This window comes from Sphingobacterium spiritivorum ATCC 33861 (assembly GCF_000143765.1).
Taxonomy (GTDB): Bacteria; Bacteroidota; Bacteroidia; order Sphingobacteriales; family Sphingobacteriaceae; genus Sphingobacterium; species Sphingobacterium spiritivorum.
The window spans coordinates 44,056-69,484 of sequence record NZ_GL379774.1; the positions used below are offsets into that span (position 1 = coordinate 44,056).

28 protein-coding genes are annotated in these 25,429 nt (G+C 36.9%); 17 read left to right on the forward strand and 11 right to left on the reverse strand.

Annotation, left to right across the window (positions count from 1 at the left end):
- Window positions 1–50: 50 nt before the first annotated feature.
- The 4 genes from HMPREF0766_RS18015 to HMPREF0766_RS18030 all read left to right on the forward strand — a co-directional run bounded on the left by HMPREF0766_RS18015 (window position 51) and on the right by HMPREF0766_RS18030 (window position 3,404).
- Window positions 51–956: a LysR family transcriptional regulator gene (locus HMPREF0766_RS18015; protein WP_003000464.1), complete on the forward strand. Its 906-nt coding sequence runs from the start codon at window positions 51–53 to the stop codon at window positions 954–956.
- Between the two features lie 79 nt (window positions 957–1,035).
- Entirely contained in the window at window positions 1,036–2,013 is a 978-nt protein-coding gene (locus HMPREF0766_RS18020; protein WP_003000467.1) for a c-type cytochrome, read from the forward strand.
- A gap of 4 nt (window positions 2,014–2,017) precedes the next feature.
- The gene (locus HMPREF0766_RS18025) at window positions 2,018–2,485 is read left to right on the forward strand and encodes a DsrE family protein (RefSeq protein WP_236590575.1); all 468 of its coding nucleotides are present in this window, start codon (window positions 2,018–2,020) and stop codon (window positions 2,483–2,485) included.
- A 10-nt stretch (window positions 2,486–2,495) separates the two neighbouring features.
- Window positions 2,496–3,404, forward strand: coding sequence for a molybdate ABC transporter substrate-binding protein (locus tag HMPREF0766_RS18030; protein WP_003000473.1), 909 nt, complete (start codon window positions 2,496–2,498; stop codon window positions 3,402–3,404).
- A gap of 151 nt (window positions 3,405–3,555) precedes the next feature.
- On the opposite strand, the gene HMPREF0766_RS18035 is transcribed toward HMPREF0766_RS18030, so the two are convergent.
- The 8 genes from HMPREF0766_RS18035 to HMPREF0766_RS18070 all read right to left on the reverse strand — a co-directional run bounded on the left by HMPREF0766_RS18035 (window position 3,556) and on the right by HMPREF0766_RS18070 (window position 7,753).
- Window positions 3,556–3,912 (reverse strand): hypothetical protein, encoded by a 357-nt coding sequence (locus HMPREF0766_RS18035; RefSeq protein WP_003000476.1) that lies wholly within the window; start codon window positions 3,910–3,912, stop codon window positions 3,556–3,558.
- A 12-nt stretch (window positions 3,913–3,924) separates the two neighbouring features.
- A complete protein-coding gene (locus tag HMPREF0766_RS18040) occupies window positions 3,925–4,293 on the reverse strand; it encodes a DUF4240 domain-containing protein (protein WP_003000479.1) in 369 nt (122 codons plus the stop codon).
- Between the two features lie 74 nt (window positions 4,294–4,367).
- Entirely contained in the window at window positions 4,368–4,706 is a 339-nt protein-coding gene (locus HMPREF0766_RS18045) for an Imm10 family immunity protein (protein WP_003000482.1), read from the reverse strand.
- Between the two features lie 118 nt (window positions 4,707–4,824).
- The gene (locus HMPREF0766_RS18050) at window positions 4,825–5,154 is read right to left on the reverse strand and encodes a hypothetical protein (RefSeq protein WP_236590576.1); all 330 of its coding nucleotides are present in this window, start codon (window positions 5,152–5,154) and stop codon (window positions 4,825–4,827) included.
- A gap of 8 nt (window positions 5,155–5,162) precedes the next feature.
- The gene (locus HMPREF0766_RS18055) at window positions 5,163–5,468 is read right to left on the reverse strand and encodes a hypothetical protein (RefSeq protein WP_052646460.1); all 306 of its coding nucleotides are present in this window, start codon (window positions 5,466–5,468) and stop codon (window positions 5,163–5,165) included.
- 80 nt (window positions 5,469–5,548) lie between these two features.
- On the reverse strand, window positions 5,549–6,376 hold the full coding sequence (locus tag HMPREF0766_RS18060; RefSeq protein WP_248676778.1) for a hypothetical protein: 828 nt from the start codon (window positions 6,374–6,376) through the stop codon (window positions 5,549–5,551).
- 42 nt (window positions 6,377–6,418) lie between these two features.
- The gene (locus tag HMPREF0766_RS18065; protein WP_003000495.1) at window positions 6,419–6,997 is read right to left on the reverse strand and encodes a hypothetical protein; all 579 of its coding nucleotides are present in this window, start codon (window positions 6,995–6,997) and stop codon (window positions 6,419–6,421) included.
- Between the two features lie 78 nt (window positions 6,998–7,075).
- Window positions 7,076–7,753: a suppressor of fused domain protein gene (locus HMPREF0766_RS18070; RefSeq protein ID WP_037460860.1), complete on the reverse strand. Its 678-nt coding sequence runs from the start codon at window positions 7,751–7,753 to the stop codon at window positions 7,076–7,078.
- Window positions 7,754–8,179: 426 nt separating this feature from the next.
- On the opposite strand from HMPREF0766_RS18070, the gene HMPREF0766_RS18075 reads away from it, so the two are divergent.
- The 13 genes from HMPREF0766_RS18075 to HMPREF0766_RS18135 all read left to right on the forward strand — a co-directional run bounded on the left by HMPREF0766_RS18075 (window position 8,180) and on the right by HMPREF0766_RS18135 (window position 21,885).
- Window positions 8,180–9,469, forward strand: coding sequence for a citrate synthase (locus HMPREF0766_RS18075; protein WP_003000502.1), 1,290 nt, complete (start codon window positions 8,180–8,182; stop codon window positions 9,467–9,469).
- Between the two features lie 155 nt (window positions 9,470–9,624).
- Window positions 9,625–10,698: an NADH-quinone oxidoreductase subunit NuoH gene (gene nuoH, locus HMPREF0766_RS18080; protein ID WP_003000503.1), complete on the forward strand. Its 1,074-nt coding sequence runs from the start codon at window positions 9,625–9,627 to the stop codon at window positions 10,696–10,698.
- 1 nt (window position 10,699) lies between these two features.
- Window positions 10,700–11,269 carry a 4Fe-4S binding protein gene (locus HMPREF0766_RS18085; RefSeq protein WP_003000506.1) on the forward strand — a complete coding sequence of 190 codons (570 nt, stop codon included), beginning with the start codon at window positions 10,700–10,702 and terminating at the stop codon, window positions 11,267–11,269.
- Window positions 11,266–11,814 (forward strand): NADH-quinone oxidoreductase subunit J family protein, encoded by a 549-nt coding sequence (locus HMPREF0766_RS18090; RefSeq protein ID WP_003000510.1) that lies wholly within the window; start codon window positions 11,266–11,268, stop codon window positions 11,812–11,814. The genes HMPREF0766_RS18085 and HMPREF0766_RS18090 overlap by 4 nt, the downstream gene beginning before the upstream one ends.
- Entirely contained in the window at window positions 11,811–12,116 is a 306-nt protein-coding gene (gene nuoK, locus HMPREF0766_RS18095) for an NADH-quinone oxidoreductase subunit NuoK (RefSeq protein WP_003000513.1), read from the forward strand. The genes HMPREF0766_RS18090 and nuoK overlap by 4 nt, the downstream gene beginning before the upstream one ends.
- Before the next feature lie 2 nt (window positions 12,117–12,118).
- Window positions 12,119–14,155, forward strand: a complete 2,037-nt coding sequence (gene nuoL, locus HMPREF0766_RS18100) for an NADH-quinone oxidoreductase subunit L (protein WP_003000516.1) — start codon at window positions 12,119–12,121, stop codon at window positions 14,153–14,155.
- A 1-nt stretch (window position 14,156) separates the two neighbouring features.
- On the forward strand, window positions 14,157–15,761 hold the full coding sequence (locus tag HMPREF0766_RS18105) for a complex I subunit 4 family protein (RefSeq protein WP_003000519.1): 1,605 nt from the start codon (window positions 14,157–14,159) through the stop codon (window positions 15,759–15,761).
- A gap of 1 nt (window position 15,762) precedes the next feature.
- Entirely contained in the window at window positions 15,763–17,250 is a 1,488-nt protein-coding gene (locus HMPREF0766_RS18110; protein ID WP_003000523.1) for an NADH-quinone oxidoreductase subunit N, read from the forward strand.
- A gap of 42 nt (window positions 17,251–17,292) precedes the next feature.
- A complete protein-coding gene (locus HMPREF0766_RS18115; protein ID WP_003000526.1) occupies window positions 17,293–17,898 on the forward strand; it encodes a DUF4254 domain-containing protein in 606 nt (201 codons plus the stop codon).
- A gap of 1 nt (window position 17,899) precedes the next feature.
- Window positions 17,900–18,925, forward strand: coding sequence for a glycosyltransferase family 9 protein (locus HMPREF0766_RS18120; RefSeq protein WP_003000529.1), 1,026 nt, complete (start codon window positions 17,900–17,902; stop codon window positions 18,923–18,925).
- A 72-nt stretch (window positions 18,926–18,997) separates the two neighbouring features.
- Window positions 18,998–20,239 (forward strand): glycosyltransferase, encoded by a 1,242-nt coding sequence (locus HMPREF0766_RS18125; RefSeq protein WP_003000532.1) that lies wholly within the window; start codon window positions 18,998–19,000, stop codon window positions 20,237–20,239.
- 21 nt (window positions 20,240–20,260) lie between these two features.
- Window positions 20,261–21,076 (forward strand): glycosyltransferase family 2 protein, encoded by an 816-nt coding sequence (locus HMPREF0766_RS18130; RefSeq protein WP_003000536.1) that lies wholly within the window; start codon window positions 20,261–20,263, stop codon window positions 21,074–21,076.
- A complete protein-coding gene (locus tag HMPREF0766_RS18135) occupies window positions 21,076–21,885 on the forward strand; it encodes a glycosyltransferase family 2 protein (RefSeq protein ID WP_003000539.1) in 810 nt (269 codons plus the stop codon). The genes HMPREF0766_RS18130 and HMPREF0766_RS18135 overlap by 1 nt, the downstream gene beginning before the upstream one ends.
- A 79-nt stretch (window positions 21,886–21,964) precedes the next feature.
- On the opposite strand, the gene HMPREF0766_RS18140 is transcribed toward HMPREF0766_RS18135, so the two are convergent.
- From HMPREF0766_RS18140 to HMPREF0766_RS18150, 3 genes are read right to left on the reverse strand one after another with little or no spacing between them, the layout of a single operon-like run.
- Window positions 21,965–23,119, reverse strand: coding sequence for a glycosyltransferase (locus tag HMPREF0766_RS18140; RefSeq protein WP_003000541.1), 1,155 nt, complete (start codon window positions 23,117–23,119; stop codon window positions 21,965–21,967).
- 23 nt (window positions 23,120–23,142) lie between these two features.
- On the reverse strand, window positions 23,143–24,387 hold the full coding sequence (locus HMPREF0766_RS18145) for a glycosyltransferase (protein WP_003000545.1): 1,245 nt from the start codon (window positions 24,385–24,387) through the stop codon (window positions 23,143–23,145).
- A gap of 3 nt (window positions 24,388–24,390) precedes the next feature.
- Complete coding sequence (locus HMPREF0766_RS18150) at window positions 24,391–25,422, reverse strand: glycosyltransferase family 2 protein (RefSeq protein WP_003000547.1); 1,032 nt, start codon at window positions 25,420–25,422, stop codon at window positions 24,391–24,393.
- Between the last annotated feature and the right edge of the window lie 7 nt (window positions 25,423–25,429).

A 25,429-nucleotide genomic window follows, 5' to 3' on the forward strand; every position in this document is an offset into this window, starting at 1 on the left:
ATTTTTGATAGCTTTGCGTTCATTAATTTGACTAAGCTCACTCTGCATATATGGAATTTGATTATAGACTTAAGGTATTTTACGTAGCTGCTAATACGTTGAATTTTACAAAAGCAGCAACAGAATTGTTCATATCACAGCCTGCTGTAAGTAAAAATATTCAGGAAATAGAGAATACTGTAGGTACACCTCTTTTTGAACGGCTAGGTAACCGGCTGATACTGACCAAGGCAGGTTCTATACTCTATCATCATACTCAACTTATATTTGAACAATATAATCAGGCGTCATATGAAATCAACAAAATCATCGGAAAAGGAAACGGCAGTTTATTTATAGGTATCAGTACAACTATCTCTCAATACGTCATTCCCAAAATACTGGCGCAATTCGTTGCTTCCTGTCCGCAGAATGATATCAAGGTATATGAATATAATTCTAAAAGAGTTGAAGAACTCTTACTTCGAAAAGAAATACACCTCGGAATCACGGAAGGACTTACAGACAACCGCTCCTTAAAATTCACTCCTTTTCTTAAAGATGAGATCGTATTGGTCACCAACACCCAAAATCCCTTATTCAATAAAGAAGAATTCAGCCTTAAAGACCTTTATTATATCCCGTTGGTGATTCGGGAGACCGGCTCAGGCACCAGAGATATTATCGAAGAAAGATTACGTCAGAAAGGGATTGCGACTCACAAACTGAGGATTGAGATTACACTCTCTTCTACCGAAAGTATTAAGGAATACCTCAAATACAGCAAGGCTGCAGCATTTGTATCTATTCATGCGATCAGCAATGAACTAAATACTAATCAGCTCCGAATAATAGAATTGACAGATCTGAATATAGAACGTAATTTCTACATCACACATTTGCACGGAGGATTGACAGGGCTTCCTGAAACATTTTTAAAGTATATACAGAAGCATAAAAACCACATCTACTCATAACATTTCATTATACCATATAATAATATGATATTATAACTCCATTACTTGTTCCGCTAGATTTGTACAAAATCTAATAATTATGGAGGAAGAATTAAGAAAATCAGGAAGAATAATCCGTTATGTGATCGGTTTAAGCATCATACTGGTCTGCTTCATTGTGCTAAGTCTGTATTTCACTATTCATCCGCCCATATCTCAGGCAATGGCAACGGAACACCCGGATAGTATATTGACCCATGTTGATCAGTACGAAGGAATCTCCTTTGGGGATAATACGGAAGGCAAGCTGGCTGCTGAAGGTGAAAAACTGATTAAGGAAACCTACAATTACTTCTATAAGGATGGACAAAAGATCGGTAACCGGCTGGCTTGTACCAACTGTCATCTGAATGGCGGCACAAAAGCATTTGCAGCTCCTTATATAGGATTGAGCGGAGTATTTCCAATATACATCGGCAGGGAAGATAAGATTGAATCGCTGGAAGAACGTATCAACGGATGCTTTGAACGCAGTATGAACGGACAGGCTATCGATGTAAACAGTATGGAAATGCGTGCTATTGTGACTTATATCAAACAAATAAGCACAAAAGCGCCCATAGGCAAGCGAATCGCAGGACAGGGATTTGTGAAAATCGTCGTCCCTGAACGCGCCGCTAATCCAAAGACGGGAGCTGTCATCTTTCAGAAACAGTGTCAAAGTTGTCACGGAAATACGGGGCAGGGTGTCAAATTAGCAAATAATAAGGGATATCAATATCCGCCATTGTGGGGTGAGGATTCGTACAATGACGGTGCAGGAATGGCCAGATTGCTGACTGCAGCTAAATTTATTAAAGCGAATATGCCATTGGGCGCGACTTATGAAGCACCTGTCTTATCGGATGAAGAAGCTTATGATGTGGCGGCGTATATCAACTCCTTTCCGAGACCGGTAAAGGCAAATAAAGAAAAGGATTATCCTAATCTGGAGAAGAAGCCTAAAGATTCGCCTTATCCTCCGTTCAATGATCAAATAAGTCAATTACAACATAAATATGGACCTTATAACTTTTAAAATGATGAACAAAAAACTAATGTTGATGATGCTTATACTGGTAAGTATAACGACTGTGTATGCCCAAAGCAAAGATTCTTTACAACACAACAAAGAATATACGGGTGCGGAAGCGCAGCTTAAAAGCTATAAAGCTATCTATCAATTGGACAGCAATGATCCCAAGATTATTGAAAAAGCTATCCGAAACATCAATAATGCACTGGATGATCCTCGTTTGCAAGGTAAACTTCAGATTGAACTGATCACTTTTTCTGGGGGAACGGAAGCGTATCTGAAAAGCTCGTCCAAATTTGAGGAACCGTTAAAAAAACTGATCCAACGTGGTGTTATTGTGGCTCAGTGTCTCAATTCTTTAAAAGAACGTAACCTAAGTAAAGATCAACTGTTTGATTTCGTTGCTTATGTACCTAGCGGAAACGGAGAACTGATTATCCGTTCTCTGCAAGGCTGGACAATTATTAAACCTTAATTTTATTCTTATGCACAAGTTAGTTATTTACATATCCGCATTTATCGCTATCCTTTCTAATGCGCAGGCGCAGGATCACCGCTTTGATCCTCCGTGGAATACGCCTCCTGAATCCGCAGTCAATTTCACCATCCCCGGAATAGACAATATTCCTGATCTGTACGGTGAAATAGAGAATCCGCAATTGGTGATTTTCTTTGCAGGCAATCAGTTTATGGTAATTGATGATCTGATCAAAGGGTTCAAAAAAGAATATCCTCAATATGAACGCATTTTTGTAGAAACACTACCTCCCGGAATTCTCGCCAAACAAATACAGGGTGGTTCACTGACTATAGGCAATCTGAAACTCACCCATACAGCAGACATCTATACTGCAGGACAAAGACGCATTACTGAAATGGCTGATTATTTCGATCAGACTATTGAATATGCCCGTAATAAACTCATCCTTATGGTTCCGGAAGGGAACCCCAAAAATATCCGGACGTTAGAAGATCTGCAACGCAAAGATGTACGGATAAGCATGCCAAATCCGGCCTGGGAAGGTGTAGGTGAACAGATCAAGACAGCATATAAAAAAGCAGGAGGAGAACAGCTGGTGTCTGCTGTAATGGATATAAAAACAAAAGATCAAAGTACATATCTGACTCGCATTCACCACAGGGAAAGTCCTTTGCGTATATTGGAAGGAAAAGCTGATGTCGCCCCGGTATGGTATTCAGAAGTTATATTTCAGAAGCTCATCAACCATCCGGTAGACGGTATCGAAATACCTGCAGAACATAATATTACCGCTAAGTATATGGCCGGAAAACTGAAAAAAGCAAAGAATCCGGAAGCTGCTGCAGCATTTATGAAATACCTGCAGTCTCCTGTAGCTAAAGCTATTTATAAGAAATACGGATTTGAAGTATAATAGCTCCTATTAACAATAAAATACCCTGTTAATTTTAAAAATTAACAGGGTATTTTACCACTTTCTCCACTCATTCTCCTATAGTTACAAAATTCTGATATCTTTTAATTATTGATTTTTGGATGCTTCTCAGCTCTTGCCCTAATGCAGTTTAGTCTTTAAAAAAGGATGCTTTAAGATCCTGGCTACCACCAAAATTTTCATACTGTCTGATATGATCACTGATTTTTTCAAACTCATATATACCACAATTGAAAGACATGCTCTTGTTATTGCTAAACGTAAAAACCAATATTTCATCTTTATAATCAAATCGTATATTTTTAATGCTTTCCATTCCTTTATAAAAGATGTTCTTACCTGAAATATTAAAATTGATCTTTTCTGAAATGAAATCAACAGATCCACATTTCTGATTACTACTTTCTATATAACATCTAAGATGTGCTTCTTCTATGATAGCACATGATTTTATTGCCACTGCATTCGTAAAGAAAGAATTAACCATTATATTTTAGTATTAATAGATACCTGTTGACTCCCCATATTTTTCCACACAAACTTCATCTGCTATTCCATAAAGAATCTGATCGGTAAAATCGTTAACATTATTTGGTATTTCACCGGGATTGTTGAGGATATGAAAATAGAATGCTTTTCCATTACTTACAATCCAGTTTGCTATATCCTCAACTCCATCTTCAGATTCTTCCATATAATCTGTAAAAGGAGCTTCCTGTAATTCTACTGAAGCATCAATAAATTCTTCCTGAAATTTTATAAGATCATCTTTTGAAAAATTAGCTAAAAGTCCCCTAAGCGTATCCCTGTTTAAATTTGCATTTTTAATGAGGGACCAAAACCATTCTGATATTTCTGCATCTTTCATTCGTTCTGACTTTTACTTGTGAATTACTATTTGTATACTTTAAATGATTTTATGGAGATTAATCCTATCCCCTGTCAGTCTTTTACCTGCAAGATATCACCGAATATCTGCATCAAATAATTTATAAAATTCTCAGGCAATATGACATGCTCAATGTCTATAGATATTTCACTCTCTTCTATATGTAATATCATTGTCGTATTGCTGATCGATATATGTGTACAACAATTGATGCATTGGTCTCCATTACATTCAATAAAAATGTCTTCTGACTCTTCCTTATCATATGACTTCTGAAATAGAATGTACTTCTCATAGTCAAACTCATCTTCAGAAAGACCAACCATAAAATATTCCTCATCTTCCTCTTTGGAAGCATAGGCAAATTTTGCCTTAAATGCTACTTTATACATATATCCTGGAGCAATACACCCTACTTATAATGGTTTCTATTTTTTAAATCAATAATCTGTATGTCGGATTCTTTTATTTCTTCTGTGCATTTAGCCGAAATATTGCATCATATATTTACTATTTTCCGACCAATGCGTTTACTGCACTTTTCAATTTATCTGCATCTTTGGTGCTGAAGTTTACAACAAATTTCAGATCCGGAACGTTGTTTTGAATTATTGGATTTTCTATCGTAAAGTGAATAGAAGTTTCTGCAAATTCGTACTTAAAACCACTTTTAAGTGCACTTATACAATTTGTCTGATCATTTATCTCTATCCCTATTTCATCTTCATATGCTAAAGAACTAAGGGAAAGATAATTCTCAGCATTAACAAATGTAATACTGACCAGTTCATCCCAATTATCTTCCAGACTGTAAACAATCTGCTGACTTTCAAATATCATATACATTTCTAATAATCATCTATCAGAATAACATCCGGATTATAAAACTTCCTGTAATATTTCTCAATCAGACCTACAACTCTTAGTCTTTCCTTTTTGCTCATCTTTTCATCAGAACTATCCCATTTTTTTACCGATCTGGTAAATATAGCACCATGTTCCGCATCTATCGTACAGATCAATCCCTTCTCATTTTCTATAAAGAGCAAATTTTCACCCCGTCCCAAAACCCGGATACCATACAGGTTACCGGCTTCATCAGTAATCCGGTGTATATCTTCCCGCTGCATTAATTCTTCAAGGTAACTATCCATTACATTTAGCTTTATTACTTTAAATTTATCCTTGGAAAAACCAGCAATCAATCTAACACAACTATCTATTATTATGTCACTTAGTCCAAATACTTAATCTCTCTCTTTCGGACAAACTGCAATTTATCTTTGAAGTCCGTTATTTTATTATTCATTACTTCCTGCTTCTCGACCCAATTATTTTGACTATCATAATGATATGTATTGATGTGTATGGTTATCCAATCTCCACCATTATAGGATTTGTTGTTGCTTTCCTTTCTCGTGAGATTGCCAAACGTATCATAGGTGTAAGTATCCCTTTTTATATAATTATCCTTTTCCAATTCTTCATCCGATGCAAACACTTTTTCATCCATAAGCTTACCGTCCTGATCAAATGTACTTTGAGTAATATCGAAAAGCTGGTTAAATGAATAGTAGCGGGTAGTTCTTATTTTTTTTCCGGACTGGTCAATGACTTCTTTACTATCCCAATTTTCATTATAAGGATCTTCATTTACGGCTTCATCGACTTCCAACTCAATCCCATTTTCAAAATTTCTGATAACATTTCCATCATTATCGTAAATCTCTTTATAAGAAATACCTTGTCCGTAATCATACTGTTTTTCCAATAATGCCCCATCTTCTCCGTAAATGTTTTGACTGAAATATTTACCATCGCTTTGTTTTAGCGTATCTTCTACCATGATCTGGTCAGCATTATATGTTTTGGTCAAGGTTTTCGTCAGTCGTCCATCGCTATGGTATACTTCCCACCTAACGATATTGCCAGCATCATTAAAGTGTGTTATCTCAAATCCTAACAAGACTAAATTTTCATTTTCAGGTTGAAACGTCAATTCCTTTATCCAGGCAATCTTCCCGGATATATTAGCACTTTTCAGATCGTTATTTCCTATCATATTCTGCCAATCCATTATATTTTTCACAAAAAAGGGCACCACTTATTTTTCACATAAAACTTCTTCCGCAAATCTCAAATCCTCCGCATTATTAGCCACACATTTTAGCATATTACTTTCATTCTGGATATATAAGACCGATTTATGATCCTTTCCAAGCCATATTTTATTGGGATAGGAAAAAGGATTAAAAAACTGATTCCAATATTTTTTAACAGGCACATATATCCCGTATCCTGGCAATTGAAGTTCAAATTTATATTCTGCCTGCTCTGATAACCAATCTGTATATTCTGTAAGGAGTAAAGTAGAGAGCGTAAATTCATAAGACTCCCATTCTCTCTTGCCTTTGATATAAGGGATCGGATCTTTATCACTTTCCAGTTCATTCTTTCTCAACATAAACAGATCTGCATTCCGGCCGTATATACTAAATTCTATGCTGTCGATAGTATCCTCCAGATAGGCTAAAAAAGGATAACTATTCTCTGGTAAGGCACTATTAAAAGAATACAGCACATCGACATATGTTCCTGCCGTATTGCGGTCTTCATTCAGCCTGATACTAGACAATGTTTGGTGAATAGTTTTTAGGTTATCTTCAAATTCAGAAACTTTCATTTTTATAAGATACTTTCATTTTTGCATATTCACTTCTATCCTTACAAACCGACAGGTAACGTTGCTTCATCCTAATCTTTATACTGCAAGTAAATTCTCACGTTTTTCATCAAACACTTCCGCTACATCATTTTCGATTAACAGGTCAAAAAATCTGCTGTAACCATGCTGTATTTTATACTCCATTTCGTTCTTATATAATGGAAACAGACTGTAAAAATTTATTATTCTGTCTTCGCAGGTGATCTGCATAAAATCTTCCCCGAAAGTAGCGGAAGGCAATAATATACAACCTGTAAAAAGTGTATGCTTATCGTATGGGTCAGCTATATCATTCCATGCCTGCAAGGTATGTCCTTCGGTCAAAAAGGTATCCTGATGATGCGGAAATCTCGCCATATCTTTCATCATACCTATTATCCAATCATTTTTATCATCGCTCGGATAGGTTTTATTAAATTTTATGTCTTTAGGAATCAACAGCATTAGCTCGGCAAATGTATAATCCGCTCTATCCTGAATAGTCTCGGGAACATTCATTTCCAGCAGACTCATACCGGAAGTGATCAGCAGGTTAAACTCCTTGTCTTTTGGCTGAATAAAATATACATCCAGATGAAAGTCCAGAGAAAGCATCTCGTGAAAAACAGTCATGTCCTCACTTTCGAAATACTCATCCAGATGCTTTTGCAATGCTTCCACATGTTCATAATAATGCTTTCTATCCTGTATTTTCCTGATTAGTTCTTTGTCCATATTTTTTTTATCTCCATACGCTCTGTCGTGCATTAGAACAAATTTTGTTCTGCGAAGATCGGCTATTTAAATATAATGCTTTTCTTTTAAACTATCGATGGGAAAAAGGAATTTGAAATTTCATGAAAACCTGTAAATAAGAGACTTACACATGTTTAAACATATTAAAATAACCCGTTTTGAGCTGATTCTGAATACACAACAGGATTTTAAGTTTTTATTCTGTCTATCGTTTTTTTTTCAAAAAAGTTGAATTTTCTGATTATTTTGAATATTTTGGAAAGTATTGTTAACGCAACGCAAAATTAGTTTTAACCCTATATCAAATTGTCCCTATATGACTTAAATATGGCATTTTAATTCATTTGGACATATTGATTTACATTTCAATTTATTTACATTTGCATAATACAAGATATTCAAACTATGTCTGAAACAGTTAAACTTACTTTAAACGATTCATCATATGAGCTTCCTGTAATCACAGGAACTGAAAATGAAAAAGCTATTGACATCTCCAAACTAAGAGATCAAACCGAGTATATAACTTTAGATCCGGGATTTAAAAACACAGGAGCTACAAAAAGTGCCATTACTTTCTTAGATGGTGAAAAAGGTATTCTTCACTACAGAGGTTATCCTATTGAACAATTAGCTGAAAAATCTACATTTTTAGAGGTTGCTTATTTATTGATCTTTGGTGAATTACCTTCAGACGAGACTTTGAAAAAATTCAGACATGACATCAGCAAGCATACACTGATTCATGAGGATATGAAGAAATTCTTTGACGGATTCCCTTCAAAATCCCACCCAATGGGACAACTGTCCTGTTTGGTTGGAGCCCTGTCTGCTTTTTATCCTGAATCCCTGAATCCTAATGCTTCTGAAGAAGAAGACAACCTGACAATTGTAAAATTACTGGCAAAAATGCCGACAATTGTTTCCTGGATTCACAAAAAATCATTGGGTCATCCGGTGATCTACCCTAAAAACAATCTTAACTATGTACACAATTTCCTAAGCATGACTTTCGGTCAGGTAACGGAAGATGTGACTATAGACCCGATCGTCATTGATGCGATGCACAAATTGCTGATTCTTCATGCAGATCACGAACAAAACTGTTCAACTTCTACTGTACGTATCGTAGGTTCATCCAATGCGAATCTTTATGCGTCTGTTTCCGCAGGTATCTCCGCTTTATGGGGTCCGCTTCACGGAGGAGCTAATCAGGCGGTAATCGAGATGCTTGAGGCGATCAAAAATGACGGTGGTGATGCAGATAAATATCTGGCTAAAGCTAAAGATAAAAATGACCCTTTCCGTTTAATGGGATTCGGTCACCGTGTATATAAAAACTTCGACCCGCGTGCTAAGATTATCAAAAAGACATGTGATGATATCTTAGAAAAGCTAGGTATTAATGATCCTGTCCTGGAAATCGCAAAACGCCTTGAAGAAGCTGCATTAAGCGACCAGTACTTCATTGACAGAAAATTATATCCAAACGTAGATTTCTATTCCGGTATTATCTACCGTGCATTAGGTTTCGATTCGGAAATGTTCACTGTATTATTCGCTTTGGGTCGTCTTCCGGGATGGATTGCTCAGTGGAAAGAAATGCGCGAAAACAAAGAACCTATCGGACGTCCGAGACAGGTTTATACAGGTTCACAAAAACGCGACTACGTAGAGCTGAAAAACAGAAAATAATTCATTTTGAATATAGAATTAAAAGGCACTCTCTACGGGTGCCTTTTTTAGTTCAAAAAAAATCTACTAAATAAGTATAACTTCACGGTTAGATGCTTAAATAATGGGGAGTTTTCCTTATGTTTGCAATCTAATTAAGAATTATTCTAAAAAACTTGACCAACCTGTTAATCGATATACTGGTACCTGTAGCAATTTTTAGTTTTATTGCTATTTTCACGCTGTTTGCGGTATATGCGGAGCGTAAAATTGCCGGTTTTGTACAGGATCGTCTCGGCCCTATGGAAACAGGAAAATTCGGAAGCCTGCAGACAATAGCAGATATTCTGAAGCTCCTCCAAAAAGAATTTATTACTCCCTCTGCAGCAGACAAAATATTGTTCGCCGCAGCTCCTGTTATTATCTTTATTGCTGTTTTTATTGGTTTTAGTGTAATGCCCTGGGCTCCGGGATTTATTCCTGCTGATACACATACCGGACTGTTTTTTATTATGGCGGTTGTTTCTATTGATGCAATAGGTATACTTATGGCTGGCTGGGGATCAAATAATAAGTATTCCTTATTAGGCTCTATCCGCGCCATAGCACAGATGGTATCGTATGAGATTCCGGTAGGATTATCTCTGATTGCAGCTGTGATGATTACGCAGACGCTGAATCTCAATGAAATCGGTATAAACCAGGGAATCCTGTCTTCAGAAAACATTAAGTTTCTTGGATTCTGGGAAGTCAATACAGTCGGAGGAATATTTGCATGGAACATCTTTCAGGCTCCGCACCTCTTAGTGGTTTATGTTATCTTCTTTATAGCCACATTAGCAGAATGTAACAGAGCTCCGTTTGATATTCCGGAAGCAGAATCTGAACTGATCGGAGGTTTTCATACCGAATACGGGGGAATCAAATTTGCATTTGTCTTCCTTGCGGAATATGCCATGATGTTTTTAGTAGCCATGCTGGGGGTTGTTATTTTCCTTGGCGGATGGAATACGCCTCTGCCTAATATCGGAGCACTGAAATTGGCGACCTGGACCACCGGATTATGGTGGGGAATCTTCTGGACGCTGGCCAAATCACTGCTTATCGTCGGTGTACAGATGTGGATCAGATGGACACTGCCAAGACTCAGAGCAGATCAATTGATGGCCTTATGCTGGAAAATACTGATCCCTGCAACATTTGTCTGTATAGCGATATCAGGAATATGGAGATTAGTTGTTATGAATTAATATGATGTTGATAAAGACGACCATAAATGCATTACTCACGGCTGTCAAAGGACTCTCTTTGACTGTAAGACACCTCTTTGGTGCCCGTCGTGCACGTCATGAGCTCGACATCACAAAAGATCATTATTTTGACAAGCAGGACGGGGTAGCTACGGTACAGTTTCCAAAGCAGAAAATGCCTATTCCTGAAGTCGCCCGTTATCAGTTGGAGGTGGAGATAGACGATTGTATCGTATGTGATCTTTGCGCCAAAGCCTGCCCTGTGGATTGTATAGATATCCTGGCTATTAAATCACCTGAAGCAATCGGAAAAACTTCCGACGGAAGTGTAAAACGTCTTTACGCGGAGAAATTCGATATCGATATGGCCAAATGTATGTATTGCGGTCTTTGTACTGTTGTATGTCCTACAGAGTGCATCACCATGACCAATCAGTATGACCGCAGCACATCCAAACTGACTGACCTTATCTATGGGTTCTCGGATATGTCAGACACAGAAGTAGCACAACGTAAAGAAGAGTGGACCAAATTTCAGGCAGAGAAGGAGGCTGCGAAAAAACAATCATGACACTTGAAGAACTTTTGTTTTATGCCTTCGCAGCACTGGCTATCGGCTCGGCGCTGTTGGTTGTTAACCTAAAAAATACCGCAAGGGCACTTTTCTTGTTTTTCATTGTCTTGTTTGCTATGGCCGGACTTTACCTCTTTGCTCTTGCAGATTTTGTAGCGATCACTCAGATCATGGTATACGTAGGTGGTGTACTGATCCTGATGATCTTTGCATTCATGTTGTCCAACAAGGAATTGCTCAAAGATCTGCAACATGCTTCCGGTAAGTTTCTGACTTTGCCTAACTGGCAGTCTTTGATTCTTAGTTCGGCTTTTTTGATTATTATGATCACAGCCGTAGTAGAATGGCAGTCCGAGGTACCTGCATGGATTGAGCAGGCACGAATTAACAACACTTTCATCCGTCCATCGGACAATAATATTCAACAACTTGGATTCAAGTTTATGACACAATATATTCTTCCTTTTGAGCTCATTGGTATCTTCCTTATGATGACACTGATCGGTGCAGCTCATTTGTCGAGAAAGGAGGATAAATTTTGATTACTTTGACTCATTTCCTGATCGTCAGTGCCTGTATATTCTGTATTGGTCTGTATGCAGTCCTGTCGAAAAAGAATGCGATTATGATTCTCGTGGGTATTGAACTGATGATCAATGCCGCGATTCTTAATTTTGTAGCATTCGGTCGTTATGATAAAATCAATTACGGCGGACAGGTTTTCGCATTATTTGCTATCGTGCTCGCAGCTGCAGCGGTAGCTGTAGGTCTGGCGATTATTCTGAATGTCTATCGCCATTATAACACCATCAATCCGGATCAGGTACAGGAATTAAAAGATTAGTATTGAATTATTTTGCTGACATATCGCCCGTTACCACTGCACTGCTTACTTTAGCATTGCCTTTTGTGGCTTTTCTCTACCAGGCACTTTTAGGAAAACGTGCACAGTCCGGTATTATTCCGGCTATTGCAATAGCCTTGAGCGCTCTCTTTGGTCTTCTGACATTTGTTGAAATCTGGAACTACCGTACATTACACATTCAGACCGATTGGTTTACAATAGGCAATAAAACATTTACAGTAGGTATTTTGCTTAATAACCTCACTGCACTGATGCTGCTGATTGTACCTGTTATAGCACTTCCGGTACATTTATACTCCAGATCATATATGCACGGGGATAAAGGTATTCATCGCTACTGGATGTATCTGAGCTTATTTTGCTTTGCCATGTTGGGTCTGGTGATGATGAACAATCTGCTGCTGATGTACATTTTCTGGGAGCTGGTCGGGTTTGCCTCGTATCTGCTTATCGGATTTTGGTTTACAAAAGAGTCAGCAGTTCAGGCAAACAAAAAGGCATTTATTATTAACCGGATCGGTGATCTGGGCTTTTTAACCGGTATTGCTATTGTATACAGTCAGTTTGGCACATTAAATCTCGTGGAATTATTTGGTTCCGATGGTTTGGCCCATCAGGCCATATCAAGTGATGGCCAATGGATATCTCCAATGAATACTATGCCTGCAGGCTGGTTGACAGCAGCCGGGATAGCATTCTTTATCGGAGCTATGGCTAAATCTGCTCAATTTCCCTTACACGTATGGCTTCCGGATGCGATGGAAGGTCCTACCTCTGTATCGTCTCTTATTCATGCGGCTACTATGGTTGCAGCCGGCGTATTTTTAATGGCGACACTGTTTCCCTTATTTAATGAAACGGTATTACTTGTCATTGCTGTAATTGGAACCCTGACAGCAGCAAGTGCGGCATATTTTGCATTGGCACAATATGATATCAAACGAATTCTGGCCTTTTCTACTATTTCTCAGCTGGGATATATGATGGTGGGTATAGGTATAGGCGCATGGGATGCGGCAATTTTCCATCTGGCGACACACGCATTTTTTAAATGTCTGCTATTCTTATGTGCAGGGGCGGTAATCCATGAAATGGTGCATCTTAAAGAAAAAAGTCAACAGGATTTTGATGCGCAGGATCTTCGAAATATGGGAGGACTCCGCAAGTATATGCCTAAGACATTTGCACTTATGGCACTCTCCTCTCTCGCTTTATCAGGATTCCCGCTGACATCGGGCTATCTGTCCAAAGACAGTATTGTTATTTCAGCATTCGAATGGAGCAGTACACATAGAGCAGTCTATCATATTATTCCTGTAGTATTAATCGTAGTCAGTATCCTGACAGCATTCTATATCGGCAGATTAATTTTTAAAGCTTTTTTCGGACAGCTACGGGTGCCTTCATCGCTGACAGCACCTGTGCATGAAGCACCAAAGATGATGCTTATTCCCATGTTTTTTCTGGCACTATGGTGTTTCTTCCCAATTTTCTCCTTCAATCCGCTGTCTTACCATCATGCCTGGATTGTGGACGGGTTGCTGGATCAATATCCTTATGCTACCAACCCAATAGCACACCTTGTTATTCCGGTTATCCTTACGCTTGGCGCTTTAGGAAGCTGGTGGGTCGGTTACAAGTGGTATGTCAAAAATGAATATCCGTTCAATCCGCAACACCGGTTAATACAGGCTTCTTTAAAACAAGGGTATTTAAATGAACTGTATACATTTGTTTTCGTGGATGGTACTGTACAGTTGGCAAAAATTTGTTATTGGATTGATCGAAATGTCGTGGATGGTATTGTTCTCCTGATTTCTATTGTTATATTACGTTTCTCAACTGTCATTACCTGGATTGACCGGGTACTTGTGGACGGCTTTGTTAATTTGGTGGCTAAAACAGCCTATTGGCTTGGAAATGTGTTTCGTCATATACAGAATGGTCGTCTGCAGTATTATCTGTTTTCGGTGTTTTTCGTGGTTTTGATTGGTTTAGTTTATTTGATCATAAAATAAAATGGGATTACTTACGCTCATCATATTTCTTCCTTTAATCGCAACAGCCTTGATACTGCTGCTTCCGACAAAATGGAACAACTCATACAAATACCTTGCTCTGGCATTTACAGTTGTCCAGTTACTCATAGCAGGCTATCTGTATATTCACTTTGATGCTACACGAACAGGGATTAATACAGAAGAAGGCTATCAGTTTGTCGAACAGCTTTCCTGGATCCGCCTTGATCTTGGCACTATTGGCAAGTTAGAAATAGATTATTTCCTTGGGCTTGACGGTGTTTCTTTACCGCTTGTATTGCTAAGTGCTTTTGTGATGCTCATGGCTATAGGCGCTTCCTGGAATATACAGAAGAGTCCTAAAGGATACTTTGCCCTACTGATGGTACTCAATATGGCAGTAATGGGCATTTTCTGTGCACTGGATTTTTTCCTTTTTTATGTGTTCTATGAAGTGATGCTCCTGCCGTTGTATTTTCTTATCGGAATATGGGGCGGAACACGAAGAGAATATGCAGCAATCAAATTTTTTATCTATACGCTGTTTGGTTCGGTATTCATGCTACTGGTCATTGTGGGTCTTTATTTTTCAGTTACCAATCCGGTGACAGGTGCATATACCTTCAATATGTTGTCTATGATGAATCCAGACAATTATGTAGAAGGAGGATTCTTTTCCCCTGACAGCCTTTCCACTATCTTTGGATGGTCTACGCGGCTTGTAGGCTTTATCGTGTTGTTTTTTGCATTTGGGATCAAGGTACCTATTGTGCCTTTACACACCTGGTTGCCGGATGCGCACGTAGAAGCTCCTACTCCTATCTCCATCATCCTTGCCGGAATATTGCTGAAGATCGGTGGCTATGGAATAATCCGTATCTGCTATGGTATTTTCCCGGATATTGCAGCACAGACCAATTGGTGGATCGGACTTATAGGCGTGATATCCATTTTATACGGTGCAATGAATGCTTTGGCCCAGAAAGATCTGAAGCGTATGATCGCTTATTCATCGGTATCGCACATGGGATTTGTATTATTAGGTATTGCTTCGCTGACAGCAGAAGGGATTTCGGGTGCTATGTTTCAGATGATAAGTCACGGATTCTTGTCCGCAGCTCTGTTTTTTCTTGTGGGTGTGGTGTATGACCGCGTGCATGACCGTTATATCTATCATTTCAGAGGGTTGGCGACCATTATGCCGAAATATACGGCTTTTGTGGCTATAGCTTTCTTTGCCTCTCTTGGTCTGCCCGGATTTTCGGCTTTTATCGGAGAAGCATTTGTGATCATCGGGACATTCAATGCGGCCAGTATAGGGTCGGCTCTTCCGAGATGGATGGCTATCGCAGGTTCTATAGGAATTCTGTTAAGTGCAGCCTACTTCCTGTGGACATTACAACGGATGTTTTTCGGACAAACCCGTCTGAAGGGTGGTGAATCCTGGGTATCGAAATTGACAGATATTAACCTCAGAGAACAGATCATCTTGTTTCCGACTATTGCACTGGCATTGGTCCTCGGAATTTTTCCGTTTCTAATTTTTGATAAGATGAATGCCTCTGTTCTTCATTTTGTATCCATTCTTCACCAATATATCGGTTAATATGGAAAGTAACAATCTGAGCAATATTCTGGATCATGTCATTGGCAGTGTCTCTGTATTAGGGCCTGAAATTGCACTTATTCTGACTTTTGTACTCAGTATCTGTGCGTCCTTATTTACAGACCGGATTTGGAGACAGTCTTCTTTTGCGATCAGCGTTGCCGGAATAGCTTGTGCAATCTATGCTCTGTGTCAACAGAGCGGACAGGAATTACCACCTGCATTTTTTGAAATGATTAGCATCGATCAGTTCTCCGTCTATGCACGCCTGCTCATTGCAGTAGCTTCTCTTGTTCTTCTGCTGTTTATCCAACAATATTTCAGCTATTATTCTTATCGGAAAAGATCTGCCGATATATATCCTGTACTGATTGCCAGTATGATCGGAATGAATGTGCTGACAATTACTAATAACTGGCTTTTAGTCTTTATCAGTATAGAAATATTATCTATTGCATCTTATGTAATGGTTGGCTTTCTCTCTCAGAAACGGAAAGAGTCTGAAGCAGCAATGAAATATGTATTGTTCGGATCAGTATGTGCCGCTGTCATGTTGTATGGATTGTCATTACTTTATGGCTTTTCAGGAAGCCTGACGTTCAACTCTACGGATCATATCAAAGGTTTGATCGATGCGCCTGAAACCATCGTAAGTATTGCTCTGCTCTTTATCTTCACAGGGATTGGCTTCAAACTTAGTTTTGTACCTTTTCATATCTGGAGTCCAGATGTGTATCAGGGCGCTCCTACCCCGGTAACAGCTTTTCTGGCAACAGTTCCTAAAATTGCAGTAGTTGTATTCCTGACCCGTATTTACACAGCCTGGTCAGATACTCCTTTTTATTTTTCGGATTTCTTCTATTACATCCTGATTATTACAGCAATAGCAACCATGCTGATTGGTAATTTAGCAGCCTTAAGACAGACAGACATCAAACGTATGATGGCCTATTCTTCTATTGGCCACACAGGTATTCTGCTGATGATGGTACTGGTCTATACTTCGCATCAGCCTCAGGTACTGATGTATTACCTTATCGTATATACGCTGATGAATCTGGCGTCCTTTATCTTTATCGACCAGCTGGAACGCATCAACGGTAATACTGAAATTACTTCCTATGCCGGTCTCGGCAAAGTGTATCCTGTATTATTCGTAAGTTTCACGATCGTGCTTATATCCCTGATAGGGCTTCCACCGACTGCCGGGTTTATCGGGAAGCTATTGATATTCTCCAGTGTTTTTGAAGTCTATCAACAGGACAACTATGCCCTGCTGATGATCCTTTTGATAGTGGGTGCACTGACAGCTGTTATTTCCTTATTTTTCTATTTCAAAATTCCATTGCAGGGATTTTTAAGAACAGCTGAACAGGAAGTAACTAAGCCCTTGAAATGGTCTACACTACTGGTTATTGCTGTAATATGTACATTTCTGATCCTGATTTTGGGGATATTCCCGGATATGTTATTAGATCGTTTGCTGTAATCTGACCCTCCAATCTATTCTTTAATATCTTATATTTGCATTATGATAAGTGCAATTGCAAATCCGATTTTTCAACGTGCGATCGAAGATTATCACGTAAATGATGCCATAGATCATCCTATTGAGAATCCTTATGATAAAACATCTTTGGAACATTTATTATATCTCAAATGCTGGATTGATACTGTACAATGGCATATGGAAGACGTGGTCCGGAATCCTGAAATCGATCCGAAGGATGCTTTGTACTGGAAACGCCGCATCGACGAATCAAACCAATATCGTACAGACACTGTTGAATATATAGACAGCTATTATCTTCAGAAATACGCAGATATACAACCGCTGGATGATGCAAAGGTGAATACAGAAAGTCCTGCATGGGCCATTGACCGCTTATCTATTCTGGCCTTGAAAATATACCATATGGAGCAGGAAACTTTGCGTTCAGATGCAGCTGCTGAGCATATTGAAGCATGTCAGCAAAAGCTCAACATTCTTTTGGAACAACGTAAGGATCTTTCCGTGAGCATCGATGAGCTATTAAATGATATAGAGCAAGGCCATAAATACATGAAAGTTTATAAGCAGATGAAGATGTATAACGATCCTGCTCTTAACCCCGTGCTGTATACTGCAGGAAAATAATATGATGCCTCTGCCCTCCAAAATAATTGTAACCCGCTTTTCAGCAATGGGTGATGTCGCTATGGTTGCTTCTGTACTGAAGGAATTCTGCGTGCAATATCCCGACGTACAATTAATTATGGTCAGCAGACCTTTTTTCCGAGCTTTTTTTGAGGAGATCCCCCAGATTACATTTCACCCTTTCGATCCGAAAGGTAAGCATAAAGGAATCTTGGGAATACGACAACTAAAACAAGAACTGGATCAGTATCAGGCTACGGCTGTAGCAGATCTTCATTACAACCTGAGATCCCGGATACTTGGTTTTTTATTTCGGTTGTCAGGTACCCGTGTAGTTGGATTGGATAAGGGACGGAAAGAAAAAAAACAACTGACAAGGACGGTTGATAAAGTATTAAAACCGCTAAGACAGACAACAGAGCGTTATGCAGATGTCTTTAGAAAGTTAGGCTTTACCGTACACCTTTCTCATACAAGGATTACCCGAAAAGAGCAGCTTCCACAAATGGCCAGAGCTATGTTTGCTGATGAAGGAACTGCTAAAATCGGAATTGCCCCGTTTGCACAACATCCTTACAAGGTATTTCCGTTAGCTAAGATGGGTAAAGTTATTCAAACCCTCTCAGAAAAAGGCTACGAGACTTTTATATTCGGGGGCGGCAACGAGGAGAAAAAGATAGCAGCACAATGGGAAAGTCAATTTAGAAATGTACATAATACCATAGGATTATTTACTTTAAAGGAAGAATTGGCTATTATTTCTAACCTCAATCTGATGATCAGTATGGATTCGTCGGGTATGCATATGGCATCTCTGATGGGTATCAGATGCCTGTCCATATGGGGAGCAACACATCCGTTTGCAGGTTTTTTAGGTTACGGGCAAGTATTGGAGGATTGTATTCAGGTCGATCACCCCAATCGTCCGGGTTCAGTATATGGTAATAAACCTTGTGACTGTGACGGCATAGAAGCAATAGATTTGGTAACACCTGAAATGGTTATTGATAAAATGGAGAATATTTGATTTAGAGTAGCAAAATTACAAATAGAGTCGTTATCAAATATTAAATTAAGAATTTCCTCAATACGTAATAATATGGAAAAAATAGGTTTTATTGTCTGTCAATATGGAAATGAAGTTAACGGAGGAGCGGAGATTCATTGTAAAATGTTGGCTGAACGTTTAACACCTTATTATGACGTTGATGTATTAACGTCTACAATCATAAACTACAATACATTTGAACCTTATTATAAAGAGGGAAAGGAGTCAATAAATGGTGTAAATGTCTTACGTTTTAAATCCAATCCATTCGATAGATTCTATCACGAGACTATTCGACGTAAAAGTAAATTAGGTAGAAAAGTAAGAAGAATGTTATTCAGAGTTGGATTATTAGAACTCATTGCAAATGTATTCCCAAAATGGAATATTAGCGTCAAAAGTGAAGAAGAAGTTTTGAAATCGCATGGTTTTTATTCTTCAGAACTTCTAACATATCTGAGTACAAATATTAATTCATATAAAAAATTAATTCTACTCTCATACCCTTACCCTAACACATATTTCACTAATAAAATTTATTCCAATAAATGTATATTAATCCCTACGGCTCATAATGAAGGGGACTTATTCAGATCTTTGCAAACTCATTTATTCACAACTGTCAATCATATAGCATTTAATACAGAAGCAGAAAAAAAACTATGTACAAAAGTTTTTGGTAAACGCATGTCTGACAACAGTATTGTAGCAGTGGGGGTAGATATTGCAAAACCAGAAACAAAAGCGCATATTTACAAAAAGTTTAATCTGCCAGATGAATATATCTTGTATTTTGGAAGAATTGCTCCCGAAAAAATAGGAAATTTAATCAACTGGTTTATTGATTTTAAAAAGAGTAACAAAAATAACATTAAATTGGTTTTAACAGGTAGGTTATTCATGAAAAAACATGAACATCCTGATATTATATATACAGATTTTGTGCAAGAATCTGAAAAAACAGCATTAATCGAGAATGCTAGGCTAATTGTAAATCCATCTTCAAAAGAAAGTTTATCCCTCTTATTACTGGAAACAATGCAACTGGGGAAAATTTCATTAGTAAATGGGAAAAGTGATGTAATGAAACAACATTGTATAGACAGCAATTTTGCTTGTCAATATTATCTTTCCAAATCAGATTTTTTAGAAAGATTAAACAATATTTTGAAGAATACACAAGACACAGAATTAATCTCAGAAAAATCCAGAAAGTATGTAGAAGAAAACTATAGCTGGGATGTAATAATTAACAAATTGAGAATTCTTATAGATTCAAAAACAAATAAATAACTTTGGCTTATATTGAGCTACATGACAAATAAAACAAAAATATCTCTTCTTATTTCAACATATAACTGGCCTGAAGCCTTACATCTATGTTTGGAAAGTATTCTTTTACAAACGATACTTCCGGATGAGATTGTTATAGCAGATGATGGTTCGCGAGAGGAAACACGAGAGGAAATTGAAAAATTTCGTCTAAGAACTAATATTTCTATTCAACATATTTGGCATGAAGACAATGGTTTTCAACTCTCACAGATACGAAATAAAGCTATTTCCCAAGTATCAAACCCATATATAATTCAAATAGATGGTGATGTAATTTTACATTCTTGCTTTATTCAAGATCATTTAATAATTTCTGAACAAAATGCTTTTATAACAGGTAGCAGAGTGAATTTAGATGAAAATTTTTCAAAAAAAATGTTATTGCGCGGAGTATTACCTGATCTCCATACATTAAGATATAAAAGTAAGAACATTCTTAATAGTTTACATATCCCTTTTTTAGCAAAGATTTTCGCAGATAAGTATAAAGTAAATGGTCGATATAGAGATTTTACCAGAGGCTGCAATATGGCTTATTGGAAAGATGATATTATTAAAGTAAATGGGTATAATGAATCTATGCATGGATGGGGTAGTGAAGATAAAGAACTTGTTGCTAGGTTGAGGAATTTGGGTCTAAAAAAGAGATTTTTAAAATTTTCCGGCATTGTGTATCATATATGGCATCCTTTTGCTTCACGGGAAAAAGAGATAGTAAATGATAGTATTTATAAATCTACCGTTTCTCAAAATAAGACCTTTACGGAGAATGGGATTAACAAGTATTTGAAATAATGTTAGCATCTGTTATCATCAGCACCTATAACTCTCCTGAATGGCTAAAGAAAGTATTAATAGGGTATTCAATTCAGACATATAAAGATTTTGAAGTTATTATCGCAGACGATGGCTCAGATAATAGCACAAAAGTTATAATTGAGGAATTTAAAAATATATTTACATCACTGATTCATGTATGGCATGAAGATAATGGATTTAGAAAGTGTGAAATTTTAAACAAAGCAATTGTTGCATCTTCAAGTCCATACTTAATCTTTACTGATGGAGACTGTATTCCAAGGAAAGATTTCGTAGAAACGCATATTAGCAACCGTAAAAGAAAGCACTTTTTATCCGGAGGATATTTCAAGCTTCCTCTTAGCATTTCGCAGGATATTACTCCTTATGATATCCAAACTCAAAACTGTTTTGATTTAAAATGGTTAAGAAAGAAAAAACTACCTTATTCATTTAAGAATCAAAAGTTATCAACTTATAAGGGTTTCTTAAGAATCTTGAATGCCTTGACTACCACCAAACCAACCTGGAATGGTCACAATGCTTCTGGATGGAAAGAAGATATATTAGCAATTAACGGGTTTGACGAAAGAATGAAGTATGGTGGTGAGGATAGAGAAATGGGGGAAAGGCTTTTAAACAATTCTATTCTACCAATTCAAATACGCTATAAGGCGATATGCATTCACTTAGATCATGCAAGGGGCTATGTAAATAAAAGAGATTGGGAACTTAACAATGCTATTAGACGCCAAACAAAGAAAAATAAATCAATCTGGACAATCCATGGTATCGATAAAGTATAAAACTGCTAATTAGAAAATTCTGATCTTTGTGAAAGATCAGGACGACAAAAAAAACTATTATATTTTAGCAGACAGAAAGTTATTTGAGAAAAATATTATTTAAAATTTTTATTTCCTGAGTCTCATTATGATTTTCCTCAAAATATAATCTTGCCTGTTCACTAATTTTAGCATAAAAACTCTGATCTGATAAAAGTTGTTTTATATAATTCGCAAAACCTTCAGGATCATCAGTTATCAAACATCCATTCTGCGATTTATTCACTAATCCATCAACACCTCTTTTAGTCGTCACCACTGGTAATCCATAAGATAAGGATTCCAGGACTTTGATTTTAACACCTGTTCCCGTTATCATAGGACAAATACAGATTTTACTAAATTTGTATATTTCATCTAAGTTTTCCACCACTCCCAGCTTGATAATATTTGGGGTATCATCAATAGCCGAACAGATTTTCCCAACAACATAGAGCTTAACATTATTTAAGAGAGGAAAAACAAACTTTAAAAACCATTTAATACTTTTGATATTATGTCGATTATCACTTGCGACATACAAAATATCATATTCAATACTTCTATCAGGCTCCAATCTTTTCGATGGGAATGAAACGGGTATAAGAGTAACGTTACTATTTGTAAACTGTTCAAAAATATACCTTTCTTCTACTGAATAAGTCCAGATCTCATCGTACTTACTTAGTGTATCTATCTCTTCCTGAAAAATTTCACCAACCTTCATATATCCCTCTTTTTCATTTTCTGTCTTATATTGAAGAGTCATAAAATCATGAGTGTCGACTATTTTATAAGCGTTTTCAGCATAATCAATAATATTTCCCCAAGTCGAATAACTAATTAAAATAATATCATATCTATTTTGTTGAATGATTTCTTTGAATTTACTTTTCAAATAAGGAGTTGAATTATCCAACACTCCTTTATCGCAAATCCCTTTCAATTTTCTGGGTATTTTATCTTCAAAAAGATATTTCCAGAGATTTTGCTTTGACATTCTCAGTTCCAAAACATGCAAGATTATGTCTGGATAGGTAAATTTGAATTTATCTATACTTATACTGTCCCAATATAATGTAGATACAAAATGAACCTCCAATACTTGACTATTTGATTGAAAGTATTGTAACATTTGATTACATCTTGTCAAATTCCCCCCTTTACCATTCATGGGATTATCTGGCATAAAATACAAAACCCTTTTCTTTGACATATTTTTCACTGAGCAAACTAGACTTACTTTACAACAATATCTGAAATCAAATTCTTCCAGGCATCCAAGACATGACAAGGACTATATCTCTTCATAGCTAGATGTGCCTGAAATCCCATTTCTTTTCTTAACGCTCTATTTTGCATAAGTTCTTCAAGATGCTTTTGCATTTCACTTTCATCCTTTGCTAAAAAGCCAGTTACCCCATGTTCGATAAGCTCATTCACGCCAGAACAACTTTGAAATCCTAAGCAAGGTAACCCTGCAGACATAGCTTCCCCTAAGGCAAGTCCAAAACCTTCATATTTACTTGGGAATATAAAAATATCTCCTTCTTTTATCTTTTCTAATGGATTCTCCGTAAAACCTCTCAAAAAAACCCGATTATTCAAACGATACGAACTAATCATTTGCATAAGCATATTATGATCATGACCTATGCCCCAAAACTCCAGTTCCCATTCAGGAAATCCTGAACCGATTTTATTAAAAATCTTTATAGCTATACTTTGTTGTTTACAATCATCATCTAATCTTCCTATGTGAATGACACGATATTTTCCTTTAGTTTTTAGATGGTTTACTACATCACTTTCTGTCGTCTGAGGAACCGGGTTAGGAATAACGTATTGTCCACCATTAAATGTTGATGGGAGAAAGTTACAGTAACTTTTAAATAGTACCTGAATACCAGAGAGATTTTTGAAAGATTCTTCAAGAAGTTGCATTTCAAAGTCACTTCTTCTTCCAAATATATTTCTATAATCATAATCCGGTCTTCCATTTACAGAATTTACAATAGGAATATTAATTTTATTATTATAAGTAACCTCTAATAAAGAACTGATGGACATGGTAACTATTACATCGGGAGATAATTCATTTATATATGCATTCCAAAGTTCAGCACGTTTAGAAAGATTAAATTTATATATTCCAGCATCACCACCTAGATCCTTGCGAAGTACATTATTATAAATTTTAGCAGATTTCTTTTTGATTTTTGATATAAGCCATATAATTGGATTACGCCCCTTATAATTATATAATGATTTCAACTCTTTCTGAATCACACGAGGGTTGTAGATATTTACCACCTCAATATTTCTATCGATTTCGAAGACAGGCTTTCCGATAATATCCTGATTAGTAGCTATAGTTACTTGGTGTCCCTGTTTTGCAAATCCATTTGCCAAAAAAGAACAGATTTTTTCAGTTCCACCCGATCCGTTTAAGAAGTGTAAATGTTGTATAAATAAAATTTTCATACCTCAATATTTTGCACGAATATTCTCTCTCCACCCTCTTCTTAAATTTGAAAAAGGGATTAGTTTCACCAGAAAAAGTAATATCTTTCTTTTGGCTGCGCGCTGTTTTAAGTACCTTTTATAAAAATTATCAAAATCAGAATAGCTCTCAGCTCTTAAAAAATACAAAAACGGTTTGCTAAGCAAATCTCTATTTTCATTGGATAAATATGGATCAACATATTTACTCATAAATTCCTTTATTAAATCAAATAAATATTTCTTTTGTTCTTCATCAAGGGTTAATCTTAAATATCTTATTTCGAAGGGTTCATGCTCTACGAATAATGCCAAATGAAAGCTATGAGAGTAAAAAAGATCGTTCTTTTCGTAAAACTTGGATAATATAGAAAACCAACTCGGTATTTGATGGAGTACCTTCCAGCTATTTTCATTAATCTTTACATGGTTTTGACTGCTGTGTTTACGATAATGATAATTACCCTGCAAATTCACTCCTACAGCTGTAGTCAATGCCAGTAACTGATGAGAAAACAATCCATCTTCGCATGGCTGAATATGCTCTGGAAATCTTATTTCCGGATGATCAACTAAAAAACTCCTTTTCAGAAATTGTGCACAGGTTGGTAAAGCTGTTACATTTGGCAACCGCTTACAATACTCTTCTCCGACTATTGTAATATTATTGGAGTCTTTCTCTGCTGCTTCAAAAGAACTTTTAATAAAATCTGAATCCAAAGTATCATCAGAGTCCATAAAAAATACATATTTTCCTTTTGCAAGAAGCAAACCATTATTACGGGCTATAGATACTCCTGAATTTTCCTGATTTATAAATTGAATACGCTTGTCTTTGCTTAGATATTCCTGACAGATCAATGCAGATCTATCTGTACTCCCATCATTTATTAATATCAACTCAAATTCCTGAAAACTTTGGTTCAGTACACTTTGAATAGTTTCGTCTAAAAACTCATCGACATTATAAATCGGTATAATTATGGAAACAAGAGTATGATTTGAAGTGTTGACCATTCACAAA

Excerpts from the sequence above, each read along its gene's own strand:
- HMPREF0766_RS18050 (WP_236590576.1), bottom strand. The coding sequence starts at position 5,154 with ATGATATTTGAAAGTCAGCAGATTGTTTACAGTCTGGAAGATAATTGG.
- HMPREF0766_RS18020 (WP_003000467.1), top strand. The coding sequence starts at position 1,036 with ATGGAGGAAGAATTAAGAAAATCAGGAAGAATAATCCGTTATGTGATC.
- HMPREF0766_RS18125 (WP_003000532.1), top strand. The coding sequence starts at position 18,998 with ATGGAAAAAATAGGTTTTATTGTCTGTCAATATGGAAATGAAGTTAAC.
- HMPREF0766_RS18035 (WP_003000476.1), bottom strand. The coding sequence starts at position 3,912 with ATGGTTAATTCTTTCTTTACGAATGCAGTGGCAATAAAATCATGTGCT.
- HMPREF0766_RS18085 (WP_003000506.1), top strand. The coding sequence starts at position 10,700 with ATGATGTTGATAAAGACGACCATAAATGCATTACTCACGGCTGTCAAA.
- HMPREF0766_RS18130 (WP_003000536.1), top strand. The coding sequence starts at position 20,261 with ATGACAAATAAAACAAAAATATCTCTTCTTATTTCAACATATAACTGG.
- HMPREF0766_RS18055 (WP_052646460.1), bottom strand. The coding sequence starts at position 5,468 with ATGGATAGTTACCTTGAAGAATTAATGCAGCGGGAAGATATACACCGG.
- HMPREF0766_RS18110 (WP_003000523.1), top strand. The coding sequence starts at position 15,763 with ATGGAAAGTAACAATCTGAGCAATATTCTGGATCATGTCATTGGCAGT.
- HMPREF0766_RS18140 (WP_003000541.1), bottom strand. The coding sequence starts at position 23,119 with ATGTCAAAGAAAAGGGTTTTGTATTTTATGCCAGATAATCCCATGAAT.
- HMPREF0766_RS18025 (WP_236590575.1), top strand. The coding sequence starts at position 2,018 with ATGAACAAAAAACTAATGTTGATGATGCTTATACTGGTAAGTATAACG.
- HMPREF0766_RS18065 (WP_003000495.1), bottom strand. The coding sequence starts at position 6,997 with ATGAAAGTTTCTGAATTTGAAGATAACCTAAAAACTATTCACCAAACA.
- HMPREF0766_RS18145 (WP_003000545.1), bottom strand. The coding sequence starts at position 24,387 with ATGAAAATTTTATTTATACAACATTTACACTTCTTAAACGGATCGGGT.
- HMPREF0766_RS18105 (WP_003000519.1), top strand. The coding sequence starts at position 14,157 with ATGGGATTACTTACGCTCATCATATTTCTTCCTTTAATCGCAACAGCC.
- HMPREF0766_RS18120 (WP_003000529.1), top strand. The coding sequence starts at position 17,900 with ATGATGCCTCTGCCCTCCAAAATAATTGTAACCCGCTTTTCAGCAATG.
- HMPREF0766_RS18075 (WP_003000502.1), top strand. The coding sequence starts at position 8,180 with ATGTCTGAAACAGTTAAACTTACTTTAAACGATTCATCATATGAGCTT.
- HMPREF0766_RS18115 (WP_003000526.1), top strand. The coding sequence starts at position 17,293 with ATGATAAGTGCAATTGCAAATCCGATTTTTCAACGTGCGATCGAAGAT.
- HMPREF0766_RS18045 (WP_003000482.1), bottom strand. The coding sequence starts at position 4,706 with ATGTATAAAGTAGCATTTAAGGCAAAATTTGCCTATGCTTCCAAAGAG.
- HMPREF0766_RS18150 (WP_003000547.1), bottom strand. The coding sequence starts at position 25,422 with ATGGTCAACACTTCAAATCATACTCTTGTTTCCATAATTATACCGATT.
- HMPREF0766_RS18015 (WP_003000464.1), top strand. The coding sequence starts at position 51 with ATGGAATTTGATTATAGACTTAAGGTATTTTACGTAGCTGCTAATACG.
- HMPREF0766_RS18040 (WP_003000479.1), bottom strand. The coding sequence starts at position 4,293 with ATGAAAGATGCAGAAATATCAGAATGGTTTTGGTCCCTCATTAAAAAT.
- HMPREF0766_RS18060 (WP_248676778.1), bottom strand. The coding sequence starts at position 6,376 with ATGATAGGAAATAACGATCTGAAAAGTGCTAATATATCCGGGAAGATT.
- HMPREF0766_RS18070 (WP_037460860.1), bottom strand. The coding sequence starts at position 7,753 with ATGGACAAAGAACTAATCAGGAAAATACAGGATAGAAAGCATTATTAT.
- HMPREF0766_RS18090 (WP_003000510.1), top strand. The coding sequence starts at position 11,266 with ATGACACTTGAAGAACTTTTGTTTTATGCCTTCGCAGCACTGGCTATC.
- HMPREF0766_RS18030 (WP_003000473.1), top strand. The coding sequence starts at position 2,496 with ATGCACAAGTTAGTTATTTACATATCCGCATTTATCGCTATCCTTTCT.
- HMPREF0766_RS18135 (WP_003000539.1), top strand. The coding sequence starts at position 21,076 with ATGTTAGCATCTGTTATCATCAGCACCTATAACTCTCCTGAATGGCTA.